Origin of the sequence: Nostoc sp., from assembly GCF_036916975.1 — a bacterium.
Taxonomy (GTDB): domain Bacteria; phylum Cyanobacteriota; class Cyanobacteriia; order Cyanobacteriales; family Nostocaceae; genus Nostoc.
Map to the genome: position 1 here is coordinate 1 of NZ_JBALFF010000065.1, position 13,608 is coordinate 13,608.

Consider the following 13,608-nt stretch of genomic DNA (forward strand, 5'->3'; position numbering starts at 1 on the left):
AGTTGGGAGTTGGGAGTTGGGAGTTGGGAGTTGGGAGTTGGGAGTTGGGAGTTGGGAGTTGGGAGTTGGGAGTTGGGAGTTGGGAGTTGGGAGTTGGGAGTTAAATATTTCAACAGTTATCAGTTATCAGTTAATTTGTCCGTTGGGAGTCAGAGTCCCCCACAACTAACAAGTGGTGTGTTTCAGTCGGGGTGGTCACATAGCTCTGCCGAAGTGTCAAATCCCCGACTGAAACCGCGATCGCTACTGATTTAACTCCTCACTCCTAACTTTTAACTCCCCACTCATAACTCCTAACTCCTAACTCCTAACTCTTAACTTTTAACTCCCCACTTGCCTACTAACTCCTAACTTTTAACTCCCCACTTGCCTAACAGTACCTTTTCGTAGTACATCTATACTAAGCTGACTAAATACAGGAACTAGTCGCCCAAAAATGTTTGCGGGCGAGTATTCCTGAAAATAGTCGTCAATTCTCAGTCGTAGTCTGTGGGTAGAAGTGCGATGATTTGGTCAACAAACTGTTGATGGTCAACAACTGGCTTAGAAATGTAGCCATCAGCGCCGCTTTGCTTGAGAAAGTTTTCGCGATCGCCTTCCATAGCATGTGCCGTCACCAAAATAACGGGTAAGTTTGCTGTTTTTGGATCGGATTTTAACATTTGTGTAATTTTGATTCCATCAACAGATTTACCTTGGTAAACGCTTCTAGACAGAGAAACATCCATCAAAATCAGGTCGGCTTCTCCTGATTGGGCAATTTTTATTACTTCTTCAACATTTTCAGTGTGTTTCACACCCAAGCCGCCACGCTTGGACAAAATTTTGGAAAAAACACGAGCATTAATTAGATCGTCTTCGACAATTAAAACAGTTTTCATGAGATTTTTAGTTATAGAGGTAGAGGTAAGGCGATTAGGCAATTCAAAATTTAAAATGAGAAAATGCAGTCATGGCAAGTATCCTGGCGATGGAGTCTATACAAATTAAGTGTGCAGCAAATTATCATTCAATTAAAACAGCTATCTGCTATAAGATTCCTTTTTAATAGTCAATGTACATCCTGTCATCAAGGATGATAAGCTGCTTTTTCTTGTATGACTATCAATATTTTGTTAGGAATCCCATTTCATCCGTTATGCTGTGGTTGCTGCAATATTGAGTTCCGACGGCTTTAGTGTAGTTAAATTTCAGGGAAAAAACTCATGGCAAAACAGTTAAACCTTCTCTCAACGGGACAGGTAATTACAACAGCCCTGCATACCGAGATGCAACGGTCTTATCTAGAATATGCCATGAGCGTGATTGTCGGGCGAGCGCTACCAGACGTGCGTGATGGCTTAAAACCAGTGCATCGCCGCATTCTATATGCCATGCACGAACTCGGTTTAGTACCAGATAGACCCTATCGAAAATGCGCCCGTGTAGTGGGTGATGTGTTGGGTAAATACCATCCCCACGGCGACCAATCAGTTTACGATGCTTTAGTCAGGCTGGTACAGGATTTTTCTAGCCGTTATCCCTTGTTGGCAGGACACGGTAACTTTGGCAGCGTCGATAATGACCCGCCAGCAGCGATGCGTTACACAGAAACGCGCCTCGCACCCATCAGCCATGAGGGAATGCTGACAGAAATTGGCGAAGAAACTGTGGAATTTGTCGGGAACTTCGATAATTCCCAGCAAGAACCGACGGTGTTACCTGCTCAGTTGCCGTTTCTGTTGCTCAATGGCTGTTCTGGTATTGCAGTGGGAATGGCGACGAATGTTCCACCGCACAACTTGGGGGAAGTTGTCGATGGGTTAATTGCTTTAATCGACAATCCAGATTTGCCAGATGAAAAATTATTTGAGTTAATTCCAGGGCCAGACTTTCCCACTGGTGGGGAAATAATTGGTGAGGCGGGAATTCGGGAAGCATACACCACAGGTAAAGGTGGAATTCTGCTGCGGGGAGTTGCGACTCTGGAGGAAATTCCAGCCGCTAGGGGAAACAAGCGACGGACGGCAATTATCATTACAGAATTGCCTTATCAAGTGAATAAAGCTGCCTGGATTGAGAAGGTAGCGGACTTAGTAAATCAAGGACGCTTGCAAGGAATTTCTGATCTTCGGGATGAAAGCGATCGCGAAGGGATGCGGGTGGTAATTGAACTCAAACGCGATACCAATCCCCAAGAAGTTCTCCAGCATTTGTATCACCAAACTGCTTTGCAAATGACTTTTGGGGCAATTCTCCTAGCAATAGTGAATGGACAACCTCGCCAGTTAAGTTTGCGCCAACTGTTGCAGGAGTTTTTGAGTTTCCGAGAAGAGACGCTCAACCGTCGCTACAATTACGAGTTGGAGAAGGCCCAAAGTCGTGTGCATTTGCTGGAAGGTTTACTCAAAGCACTATCTAATTTGGATCAGGTAATTCAAATTTTACGGCAAGCTCCCGATGGCAGTACGGCAAAAATAAACCTTTGTAGCCGACTAGATTTGAGTGAGGTACAAGGAGATGCAATTTTGGCTATGCCGTTGCGTCGCCTCACCAGTTTAGAACAGCAAAATTTGCAGCAGGAATTTGAGCAGATAAGTGAACAAATTAGATTGTTGGAGCTATTACTGAACGCTCGCCGAGAATTACTCAAGGCGCTGAAAAAAGATTTGCGATCGCTCAAGCGCAAGTACAACGATAAGAGGCGAACTAAGCTAGCGCCTACCAGCAGTGACACAAGGATACAAGAGGACAAGGGGACAAGAGGACGAGTAGAGGAAGAAGAGGAACTTAAATCTTCTGAACCAGCAGAAGAAGCCGTTTTAGAATTTACCCAACGGGGTTATGTGCGCCGCACCCAGCCATCTGGGAAAAAGTCAAAAGCTGAAAATGGTCTGCATGATAATGACTTCATTATCCAAACTGTTTTAACTGACACAGAAAAAGATTTGCTAGTACTAAGCGCTAGCGGCAAAGTCTATCCGGTGAAGGTGGGAGAAATTCCCCCAACCACTGGCCGTTCTCCACGAGGCAAACCTTTGATTACCATGCTCAGTAATACTGCTCAAGGTGCTCAAGAAGCTGTAGTCAGCCGCTTTTTATTGCCGGAAAATCTCGAAACTAAGCAGATGATTCTTTTAACAAAGCAGGGACGAATTAAGCGGCTGTCTCTGGAAGAATTTACTAACTTGACTCGGCGCGGAATTACAATTTTGAAGCTCAAAGACGATGATGAGTTGTCATTTACCCAGTTCACCAAACCAGGGGAGCATCTGATTTTAGCTAGTTCCGGTGGGCGACTGTTGCGCTTTGCAGTCAATGACGAACAATTACCGGTTATGGGACGCACAGCGATGGGTTTACAAGCATTTCGGTTATTGAAAAATCAGCAAATGGTTGGCTGTGTCACCGTCGGTAAAGATGACCATCTGCTGCTAGTTACCCAAGAAGGATATGCCAAGCGGATGCCTGCGAGTCAGTTAAGAGCAGCTAATCGCGGTGATTTAGGCACGCAAGCGCTGAAATTCGCCAGCAAAACTGACAACTTAGCTGGTATGGTTATAGCGATGCCTTCTGTACGAGACGCTACGCGAACGGCGGGCTACGCCAACGCATCTGTCGAGGTAGCTTTAGTGACGAATAAGGAGCGGGTAGTGCGGATACCTGTGGAAACAGTGCCTATTTTAGGTAAGGATGTCAAAGGTGAAAGCATCCTCCAACTCAACCGCGATGAAAAAATTATCACCGTTGTTGAAGTGCGATCGTAAATCAAGGTGAGGTTCTCCGGTAATAAGTAATCAAGTTGGCATAATATTATACCTACTTGCCAAATGGCGCTTACTTAACTGAATTTAGATCCCCGACTTATTGAAGAAATCGGGGATCTGGGCAGCAACTTTTGCTTAATTAAATACCATTCCACCCAATGAAACAAAAGTTTTACATTTTTAAGTATTTTTAGCTCCAAATATCGCTATTAATTATTAATAAATTTTAATTATAAAACAACAAACTCTATGAAAAATCAAGCAATACAACTAATTATTTGACAATAATATCAATAAATCTAGAATTGTCCTGACGATAAAAATTTACATAACATTTCTTTTACCTCAGCAAATCTCACTGAAGGCAGATGTTTTAATATGTATAAATAGCTATTCATATTTATGTCAAGCTATGGAAACAAAAGTATAAAACATGTTGCCTTTATTAAAATATTTGTTATATTAGTTTACATAAGGCAATAAACCTTAAAAATTAAGCTTGGAGTCGGAACCATGACAAATGCAACTACAACAAAAGTAACTACCCCTGTAATTGAAGATCGTAACGCTTGGCGTTGGGGCTTTACCCCACAAGCAGAAATTTGGAACGGTCGCTTGGCAATGATTGGTTTTTCAGCAGCCGTTTTGGTTGAGCTTTTTTCTGGTCAAGGCTTTCTACATTTTTGGGGCATCCTATAAGTTTTAATATTTAAGATGACCTATAAATAAAAAAACCTGGAGTGCTAATTCACTACCAGGTTTTTTATTGTTTTGTCAATTGTCATTTGTCATTTGTTTATTTAGTAATGACTAATGACTAATTGACTACCGAATATACTCTTTGAGAACGCTGTTACGATTTGGGTGGCGTAACTTGCGGAGTGCTTTCGCCTCAATTTGACGAATGCGTTCGCGGGTGACGTTGAAAATCTGTCCGATTTCCTCAAGAGTCTTCATCCGACCATCATCCAAGCCGTAACGTAGTCTGAGAACATCGCGTTCACGAGGACTTAGACTATCGAGGACTTTTTCGAGGTCTTCGCGCAAAAGATTTTTGGAAACTTGGTCTTCTGGCGTTTCACCATCGGATTCAATAAAATCACCCAACCGAGAATCTTCTTCTTTACCAATGGGTGTTTCTAATGAAATGGGTAACTGGGCAGATTTAGCAATAAACCGCAACTTCTCAATGGTCATTTCCATCCGAGTAGCGATTTCTTCTTCGGTGGGTTTGCGACCCATTTCTTGAGACAGTAACTTGGTAGTTTTCTTAATGCGTGAGATGGTTTCGTAAAGGTGAACTGGAAGCCGAATTGTGCGGGATTGATCTGCGATCGCCCTGGTAATTGCTTGACGAATCCACCATGTAGCATAAGTGGAGAACTTATAACCTTTTTCGTGGTCAAACTTTTCAGCAGCGCGAATTAAACCGAGACTGCCTTCCTGAATTAAGTCTTGGAACGACAAACCACGATTCATGTATTTCTTGGCAATTGAAACTACAAGACGGAGGTTAGATTGCACCATCTTGTCTTTTGCCCTGCGACCAACATGCAGCCGATAACGAAAAGCTGGTAAAGGTAGTTGTACTGCTTCTGCCCATTCACTATCTCTAGGATCGCGATCTAACTGTTCACACAGTCTTTCGCGCACCCTCTCTAATTCCAGCAAATCGGCTATTTTCCGCGCCAATTCAATTTCTTCGTCTGCCCGCAACAGCCGAATTCTACCAATTTCTTGCAAGTAAAGCCGAATTGAATCTTCGGTATAGTGCTTCTTCTTGCTTTGTGTCCGACGACGCGATTTAGCGGCTTTTCCAGACTTTGCGTCGTCCTCATCAGACTGAGGCTCTAAAAATTCCTCGTCACCTTCATCGATGATCAGCAAGTCCTCTTCATCGTCTATTAAGAGTTCTTCTAACTCGAGCTCAGGCTGATTCATTATTTCTAGGTCAGGCTGATATATGCTTTCGAGTACGTTGTTAGCCTGGTTCATGCCGCGTTCCTCATGCTCCTTGCAGAATCAATTACTCAAGATGTGTTTACTGCTCTTTTAAACGAGCTATTTATTCATCAACCGAAAATAAGCTTTTTGGCAGATTTGCCAGAGATATTTTCGGACTTTTTACACCTCCGGTCGGAGGTTTTAAAATTAGTTTAAGCGATTACTAAAAGTGACTTGCTCATCTTAGTAAATGTTATGTGTGTTGCTATCACACACTGCTTTCAACTAACTGGTCAAAAAAAAGACTCGCCTTTATCAAAAAATTTGCCACTCTATACTAATGAGTTCAGACTGTTGGCAGATTTTCCTAGAAAGACTCTTCCGATTGTAGCCTGTTTCACAGAAATTGCACTCTTTTTGTGTATTAATCATGAACTTCTAAAGCAATTATTAGCCACTATTACCAAAAAGACATTAAAAACGGGAGTTATACCCTGAAATTTTTCTCTACCTTTCCCAATTGCAGTGACCCTCTTAACAAAGTAAGTACGTTTGCTTTTGCCGAACTCATGTAATTTACACAACATTTATTACTTAGGAAGAGTGAATTTTATGTTAACTCAGACGATTTGTCTTAATCTAGCCATTTTTACATTTCCTTCACAAATTACGCATTCCTTAGACTAAAGCGGTTCTTAACCTTGGGTAAATACAACAAGGGTGATGGTGTTTGCCTTAAAGCAGTTAACCTTCTGCGTACTAATTACCTTAACTGAGGAGTTGAGGCTCTGGCAGATCGACCTGATAGCAGATCGATTTAGGTTTAACTAATTTGGTCTTATTCACACGTTAGCGCACTGTGGCGATTTCAGCCCTATGAACCTTGACAAACTTTTCTTATTGTATACAAGGATATTTTAATCAATTCAAAAACAATTTGTCTTGCGAACTTGCCAATATAGTTTTATTTTAGGCAAAAGTTTATTAGATACATCCGATACAATCGCGATCGCTAAGGCGTACATGAAGATATTAACAAGTTTACTGGCAGATGGTGTCCGCTTCCAGTAGGCATTACCTCGAACAAAGAGAATCCTGAAGATTGCCTAATGATTTGCTTACAAACTTGAGCTACGTAAGTATTTTGTAAACTTAAATACTTTTATTACGGTAAAATTCTGTCATCTTATTATGAGAAATCCTCAAAATACTTATTAATTGGTGTTTGATAGATGAAATTCAGTTATTTTCTTAAAGCATAACAAATGTGTTTCTAACTGGTGGACAAAATAAATCAGCCAGTCAGTACAAAGAGTATTATCTTAACTAAACTTCCATAAAGTTGGTAGTTTAGCTAACACTAGAAGATTGAATTTTTGTAAATTATTGACAATAAGCAAATTATATGGTGAAGAATTAACTGAAAATTTAGAGTTTTTCTAATTATGTCGTACAGACTTACCGCTTACGTGGTAAAGCAACCTAATTTTTTTATTGATTGTTAGCGTCTAGTTTTCACTAAAGGTAGGTTTAAAAGCATTGGAGTCAACTTAAGTAAGCTAGAAATTGCTTATCTGTTGGCTTCCACGCCCGCCCAGAAATGAATTTTAGCGGCTCATAGCCAAAGTCTACTCAAGTAGACTAAAAATTTTACAGATTATTCAGTCATCAAGAGATGACTTTCGCTATAAGAGAAGAAACTTCACTTCCTTATGAAAAAGGTAATGGGTGAAAATGTATCACTCATTACCAATGTCACAAATTATTCGAGTCGTGTCAGAAAATTGATATTAAATATCTAAATCGGTGAAGTTGAGTTTAGAACCATAGGTTTCGATGAATTCTCGTCTGGGGGCGACGCGATCGCCCATTAAAATTGTGAAGATGCGATCGGCTTCGGCAGCGTCCTCAATTTCGACTTGCTTCATTTTGCGGGTTTCTGGGTTCATTGTGGTGTCCCAGAGTTGTTGTGGCATCATTTCACCCAAACCTTTGAAGCGTTGGATGGTATAGTTGGCGTTAGCAGGGAATTTGGCGATCGCTTGATCTTTTTCGCGCTCGCTATAGCAGTACTCATGATTACGTCCCCGTTCTACTTTAAACAGTGGGGGACAAGCAATATAAATAAAGCCTTGTTCGATCAGCGCTCGTTGATATCGATAGAAGAATGTTAACAACAAAGTCCGAATGTGCGCTCCATCTACGTCAGCGTCAGTCATGATGACTATCCGGTGATAACGCAGTTGGGTGGAATCGAATTCATCACCTTTGACACCTAAACCGAGGGCTGTAATTAACGATTGAACTTCGTTATTTTTATAGATTTTGGCGTCGTCGGTTTTTTCAATGTTGAGAATTTTACCACGGAGAGGCAAGATAGCTTGAGTGCGGCGATCGCGTCCTTGTTTTGCACTCCCACCGGCTGAGTCCCCTTCCACGATGAAGATTTCTGATTCGCTGGGGTCACGAGAACTACAATCTGCTAATTTACCAGGTAATGGCGAAGATTCTAGTACGGATTTGCGCCGGACTAATTCTCGTGCATGACGGGCTGCTTCTGCGGCTTTGAAAGCTTGAATAGCTTTGTCTAAAATTGAGTCTGCGATCGCCGGGTGAAATTCTAGGTACTCGGTGAGGACTTCTCCTACCAAAGAATCAACGATCCCTCGAACTTCAGTGTTACCGAGTTTGGTTTTAGTTTGTCCTTCAAATTCGGGATCGGGGACTTTAACGGAAATTACCGCAGTCAAACCTTCGCGGACGTGTTCGCCACTGAGGTTAGGTTCATTCTCTTTAATTTTATTGCGTTTGCGAGCGATCGCATTTAATGTCCGAGTCAGAACCGCCTTCAACCCTTCTAAGTGCGTACCACCATCCACGGTGCGAATATTGTTAGCAAAACCTAGCACATTATCCGTATAAGCATCAGTACACCATTGCAACGAAACTTCCACTTGTACGTTATTGCGTTCCCCCTGCACATAGATAATTTCTTCATGCAGTGGTTGCTTTTCACGGTTCATGTAAGCGATATATTCTTTAATACCACCCTTGTAATTGTAGGTTTCTACTTTAGGTGTATCGCTTTTTAGTAGTTCTAGACGGTTGTCAGTAAAGGTAATTTTGACACCTGCATTCAGATACGCCAATTCGCGTAGGCGACCTGATAAAGTGATGTAATCAAACTCAATGCTAACAGTGAAGATTTGGGTATCTGGCTTAAAAGTAACAGAAGTTCCGGTTCTAGCTTCTTTGTAAGGCTTGGTTTGCAGTTCACTAACTGGGATACCGCGTTCATAGCGTTGGAGATGAACCTTTTTATCTCGCCAAACTGTAACTTCTACAACCTCAGACAGGGCATTAACAACAGAAATACCAACCCCGTGCAATCCTCCAGAAACTTTGTAGCCACCGCCGCCAAACTTACCACCAGCGTGCAATACCGTCATCACGGTTTCCAAAGCCGATTTTCCGGTGCGCGAGTGAGTATCGACGGGAATACCGCGACCATCATCTGTTACAGTTACTGAACCATCAGCGTTGATATCCACCTCTATATGAGTGCAATGACCCGCCAAAGCCTCATCGATTGAATTGTCCACCACCTCGTAAACTAAATGGTGGAGTCCTCGCGGCCCAGTGGTACCGATGTACATTCCTGGTCTTTTGCGGACGGCTTCCAGACCTTCCAGAACTTGAATCTGATCGGCACTGTAACTGCTCGTCATGTAAACTCTCCTGATGCGTGGGGTTAAAATCGCCTAAAGGCAAATAAAAGTAAAAACACTCCAAAATTGTAACACAAAAGCCTTGCTGGCGTCTGTAGGGCATTTTCTAGAGAAGTTTATACTGGGGTTGCACTACCGTCGAAGAGGGGCAGACGGAGTGAGGGAGTGAGGGAGTGAGGGAAGAAAGAATAACTAATGCCCCATACCTCATAACAAATGACTAATGACAAATGACTAAATTAATTGTGATTTGTGGGGCGACGGCAACGGGTAAGTCGGGTTTAGCTTTGGGTTTGGCGATGCGGTTGGGTTCTGTAATTCTCAGTGCTGATTCTCGTCAAGTTTACCGTGAGTTTGATATTGGGACGGCAAAACCAACTATAGCTGAACAAAAATTGGTGCCGCACTATTTAATAGATATCTGCGATCCAACCGACATGATGACAGTAGCAGACTATCAGGAGCAAACACAAGCCTTAATTGCTTCTGTTGGTGTTACACCACTGTTTCTAGTTGGTGGCACTGGTTTATATATCCGTTCCATTGTCCAAGGGATGAAAATTCCGAGAGTTGCACCACAGATAGAATTGCGATCGCAGCTTGAATCTCTTGGTCAAACTCAACTCTATGCAATGTTACAACAAGTTGACCCCGTTGCAGCACAAAAAATTCATGGCAATGATTCAGTGCGAACTTTAAGAGCATTAGAAGTATATTATGTTACTGGATATCCAATTTCAGAACAGCAAGGGGAGAATCCGCCAAATTATCCGATTTTGCAAATTGGTTTAGATTGGGATGTCGAAAAGTTGCTTGCTCGTATTCAACAGCGTACTGACCAAATGATAGCAAATGGTTTGGTCGCTGAAGTGGAGTATCTTTGTCAAAAATATGGCGCTGACTTGTTTTTGTTGAATACTTTGGGCTATCAAGAAATCAAGCAATATTTGGCTGGGGATATTTCTTTAGATGAAGCGAAAGAATTAACAATTTTGCATACTCGACAATTTGCCAAGCGACAACGTACTTGGTTTCGAGCATATCCGCAAATTGAATGGTTTGATGCCGATGATTCTGATTTATTAGAGAAGGTTTGGCATCGCATAAATGAGTTTATAAGTTGCACAAGTTCGTGAATTTTTTTTTGCTCATTCATGCAAAGACGCAAAGATTTTTTTGCGTCTTTGCAGCGAGTGTCCTAGAGAGTGTCGGGATCTACGCCCATAGCCCGCAACCTTTCTGCTAGTAATTGAGTGCGTTGTTCTGCTTGTTCGGCACGTTGTCGTTCTTGTTCGGCACGTTCATCTCCAGTCAGCAAAACAGTACCATCTTGGTAACACCAGCGTAACCAAGTATCCTGTCTATCTTCAAATTTACCTTCCCACAAAGTTATGCCTAAACCAACTTGTTCTAACCAATTTTCTGAAGTTTCAAAATAACGCCTTCCTCTGAGTTCATAAATGCGGAGTACTTTTTCTCCTAATTGCTGATTGGGGTCATATATGATATAGTAGCTACCCCGCATATGTTCATAAATTTGCAGCTTTTTGCCCAGTTCATCACCTTCTTTATTAGAGACAATTTCAAGGACGACTTCTGGAGGTTTGCCAAAACGCCAAACCATATAACAACGATTTTGTTTTTCCCACCATTTTTCAGGTACTTGGACATCTAAGCTGAGAAAAACGTCGGGTACAATTGCAGGTTGACCGTCTGTATGGTATATACCGACATTCGCTACTGCTAAAAAAGTCTGGTTTTGTAAAGAACTGTAAAGAGAGCTAACTAAAAGGCGTTGTTGTTTCTCAGAAGCAAAATTGTCCACAGGTGTATCATTTTCAGTGACTAGCTGGTTGGCATCTGGCACATAGTAATCATCATTATTGATTAGAACTTCTTGAACCATGATTTTATCCAGTATTTGAGAGCGTTATTTCTAGGTTAATTTATTTTTTAGGTTAGTTGAAAGATATGGAATTAGACAAGTAAATCAACAGCAAAATAATACAAATTTTTCGGGTAGTAATTCATTAAGTAACTCTAGCGGCAAAATATATGTAGAAGGTTATCGTCGTAAGGATGGAACTGAAGTAAAAGGATATTGGAGGGATAAATAAACTAGACAACTTGGTGTTCTTAGACGAAATGGATGTTTTATTGGGTTTGACACGAACCTATGCTGTTCCCTAGTCAAAAGGTAAAGGTTCATTAAAATCATCACTTATCCAAATCTTACCTTGGTTTAAACTTAGTACCCATTTCTGAGGTGGTTGTTGAGTTTGAGCATATTCTTGTGCTAAAAATTCAACAAGATATAACACCTGTTGCTGCTGTTCGGGTGCTAGGGTTTGCAGCTTTGCAATTAATTTTGAGGTGGAATCTAAAACTTGGTAAGTTATTTCACCCTCTGCTGTTAAATGTGTGACTTTATGTGACTTTAACCCCATAATTAACTAAATATAGGATTTTACCATTATTCAACGCACTCGTTAAGAGACATCGCACCTTCCGTACTCAAATTATGCGATCGCATTTACTCACTTTTGACTGCTATTCTTGCAACAATAGTAATTAGAGCTATACTAACCAGCCTGCAACATCTACCTTAAACTTTAAAAAACTATGCTTACCCAAGAGAAAAAACAACGCAACTGGAAACCCATTCTCAAAGCATTCGAGGCTGTCCTGGGCAAAACTGGTGTGGTGCAACGCCGCGAAGAACTCATTACCTATGAATGCGATGGTTTAACTGGTTATCGCCAACGTCCGGCTGTGGTGGTCTTACCGAGAACTACAGAACAAGTTGCCCAAATTGTCAAGATATGCAACCAATATTCTATCCCCTTTATCGCACGCGGTTCTGGCACTGGTCTATCTGGCGGCGCTTTACCAGTGATAGACTCTGTTTTAATTGTCACTTCGTTAATGCGGCAAATCCTCAGCATTGATTTAGAAAATCAACGCACAGTTGTCCAACCAGGCGTGATTAATAGTTGGGTAACACAAGCTGTAAGTGGTGCTGGTTTTTACTACGCTCCTGATCCGTCCAGCCAAATTATCTGCTCTATTGGGGGCAATATTGCCGAAAATTCTGGTGGCGTACATTGTCTCAAATATGGAGTTACTACTAACCACGTTTTAGGATTAAAAATTGTCACGCCGGAAGGAGAAATTATCGATTTAGGCGGACAAATTCCAGAAATGCCTGGTTATGATTTAACAGGTGTTTTTGTTGGTTCTGAAGGCACATTAGGAATTGCCACAGAAATTACTTTGCGAATTCTCAAAAGTGCAGAATCAATTTGTGTGCTGTTAGCAGATTTTACTAGCATTGAAGCTGCTGGAGCAACTGTTTCTGACATCATCAGCGCCGGAATTATTCCTGGTGGTATGGAAATGATGGATAACTTCAGTATTAATGCAGTTGAAGATGTTGTAGCAACTAATTGTTATCCCCGCGATGCTACTGCTATTTTGCTAATAGAAATTGACGGTTTAGAAGTAGAAGTTGCAGGAAATAAACAGCGAGTTATTGAAATTTGTAAAAAGAATGGCGCACGAAATGTAACTTCTGCTACTGACCCAGAAACTAGATTGAAATTATGGAAAGGACGTAAAGCGGCTTTTGCTGCGGCTGGACATTTAAGCCCAGATTATTATGTACAAGATGGTGTAATTCCTCGAACTCAGTTGCCTTATGTTCTGCACGAAATTAAGACATTAAGTGAACAATACGGTTATCGAGTTGCTAATGTATTTCATGCTGGCGATGGCAATCTTCATCCGCTAATTCTTTATGATAATTCTGTGTCTGGAGCATTGGAGCAAGTAGAAGAAATGGGTGGAAAAATTCTCAAACTTTGTGTCCAAGTTGGTGGCAGTATTTCTGGTGAACATGGCATTGGTGCAGAGAAAAAATGCTATATGCCACAGATGTTTAGTCAAGTTGATTTAGAAACTATGCAATGGGTACGGCAAGTTTTTAATCCTAAAGGTTTAGCAAATCCTGAAAAGATATTTCCCACACCACGAACCTGTGGTGAAGCAGCTAATGCATCAGCTATCAAGCAATTTGAAGGTGTGGAAAGATTTTAAGAGTTAGGAGTTTGGAGTTTGGAGTTTGGAGTTTGGAGTTTGGAGTTTGGAGTTTGGAGTTTGGAGTTTGGAGTTTGGAGTTTGGAGTTTGGAGT

At 41.4% G+C, this 13,608-nt stretch carries 10 protein-coding genes; 5 read left to right on the plus strand and 5 right to left on the minus strand.

What is annotated here, in order from left to right; all coding sequences use genetic code 11:
* The coding region (locus V7K73_RS15715; RefSeq protein WP_334881494.1) for a hypothetical protein at positions 1-255 on the plus strand (255 nt) is incomplete at its 5' end.
* Between the two features lie 221 nt (positions 256-476).
* Here V7K73_RS15715 and V7K73_RS15720 read toward each other — a convergent pair.
* Complete coding sequence (locus V7K73_RS15720) at positions 477-881, minus strand: response regulator (RefSeq protein ID WP_334881496.1); 405 nt, start codon at positions 879-881, stop codon at positions 477-479.
* Positions 882-1,205: 324 nt separating this feature from the next.
* Here V7K73_RS15720 and gyrA point away from each other — a divergent pair, with 324 nt between their 5' ends.
* Both gyrA and V7K73_RS15730 read left to right on the plus strand, forming a co-directional pair.
* On the plus strand, positions 1,206-3,746 hold the full coding sequence (gene gyrA, locus V7K73_RS15725) for a DNA gyrase subunit A (protein ID WP_334881498.1): 2,541 nt from the start codon (positions 1,206-1,208) through the stop codon (positions 3,744-3,746).
* Between the two features lie 513 nt (positions 3,747-4,259).
* Positions 4,260-4,445 (plus strand): chlorophyll a/b-binding protein, encoded by a 186-nt coding sequence (locus V7K73_RS15730; protein ID WP_100898540.1) that lies wholly within the window; start codon positions 4,260-4,262, stop codon positions 4,443-4,445.
* Between the two features lie 126 nt (positions 4,446-4,571).
* Here V7K73_RS15730 and rpoD read toward each other — a convergent pair whose 3' ends face one another.
* The gene (gene rpoD / locus V7K73_RS15735) at positions 4,572-5,741 is read right to left on the minus strand and encodes an RNA polymerase sigma factor RpoD (RefSeq protein WP_094353188.1); all 1,170 of its coding nucleotides are present in this window, start codon (positions 5,739-5,741) and stop codon (positions 4,572-4,574) included.
* A 1,739-nt stretch (positions 5,742-7,480) separates the two neighbouring features.
* The gene (gyrB, locus tag V7K73_RS15740) at positions 7,481-9,418 is read right to left on the minus strand and encodes a DNA topoisomerase (ATP-hydrolyzing) subunit B (protein WP_334881501.1); all 1,938 of its coding nucleotides are present in this window, start codon (positions 9,416-9,418) and stop codon (positions 7,481-7,483) included.
* A 230-nt stretch (positions 9,419-9,648) separates the two neighbouring features.
* On the opposite strand from gyrB, the gene miaA reads away from it, so the two are divergent.
* Complete coding sequence (gene miaA, locus V7K73_RS15745; RefSeq protein ID WP_334881503.1) at positions 9,649-10,554, plus strand: tRNA (adenosine(37)-N6)-dimethylallyltransferase MiaA; 906 nt, start codon at positions 9,649-9,651, stop codon at positions 10,552-10,554.
* Between the two features lie 62 nt (positions 10,555-10,616).
* On the opposite strand, the gene V7K73_RS15750 is transcribed toward miaA, so the two are convergent.
* A complete protein-coding gene (locus tag V7K73_RS15750; protein ID WP_334881504.1) occupies positions 10,617-11,324 on the minus strand; it encodes a Uma2 family endonuclease in 708 nt (235 codons plus the stop codon).
* Between the two features lie 280 nt (positions 11,325-11,604).
* The gene (locus V7K73_RS15755) at positions 11,605-11,865 is read right to left on the minus strand and encodes a DUF2281 domain-containing protein (RefSeq protein WP_334881506.1); all 261 of its coding nucleotides are present in this window, start codon (positions 11,863-11,865) and stop codon (positions 11,605-11,607) included.
* A 175-nt stretch (positions 11,866-12,040) separates the two neighbouring features.
* Between V7K73_RS15755 and glcD the strand changes: the two genes are divergently transcribed.
* Positions 12,041-13,513 carry a glycolate oxidase subunit GlcD gene (gene glcD / locus V7K73_RS15760; protein ID WP_334881508.1) on the plus strand — a complete coding sequence of 491 codons (1,473 nt, stop codon included), beginning with the start codon at positions 12,041-12,043 and terminating at the stop codon, positions 13,511-13,513.
* Positions 13,514-13,608: the final 95 nt, after the last annotated feature.

Bases quoted from the DNA above. Each gene is read 5' to 3' on its own strand.
- V7K73_RS15720 (WP_334881496.1), bottom strand. From the start codon at position 881: ATGAAAACTGTTTTAATTGTCGAAGACGATCTAATTAATGCTCGTGTT.
- V7K73_RS15755 (WP_334881506.1), bottom strand. From the start codon at position 11,865: ATGGGGTTAAAGTCACATAAAGTCACACATTTAACAGCAGAGGGTGAA.
- gyrA (WP_334881498.1), top strand. From the start codon at position 1,206: ATGGCAAAACAGTTAAACCTTCTCTCAACGGGACAGGTAATTACAACA.
- V7K73_RS15730 (WP_100898540.1), top strand. From the start codon at position 4,260: ATGACAAATGCAACTACAACAAAAGTAACTACCCCTGTAATTGAAGAT.
- miaA (WP_334881503.1), top strand. From the start codon at position 9,649: ATGACTAAATTAATTGTGATTTGTGGGGCGACGGCAACGGGTAAGTCG.
- rpoD (WP_094353188.1), bottom strand. From the start codon at position 5,741: ATGAACCAGGCTAACAACGTACTCGAAAGCATATATCAGCCTGACCTA.
- V7K73_RS15750 (WP_334881504.1), bottom strand. From the start codon at position 11,324: ATGGTTCAAGAAGTTCTAATCAATAATGATGATTACTATGTGCCAGAT.
- glcD (WP_334881508.1), top strand. From the start codon at position 12,041: ATGCTTACCCAAGAGAAAAAACAACGCAACTGGAAACCCATTCTCAAA.
- gyrB (WP_334881501.1), bottom strand. From the start codon at position 9,418: ATGACGAGCAGTTACAGTGCCGATCAGATTCAAGTTCTGGAAGGTCTG.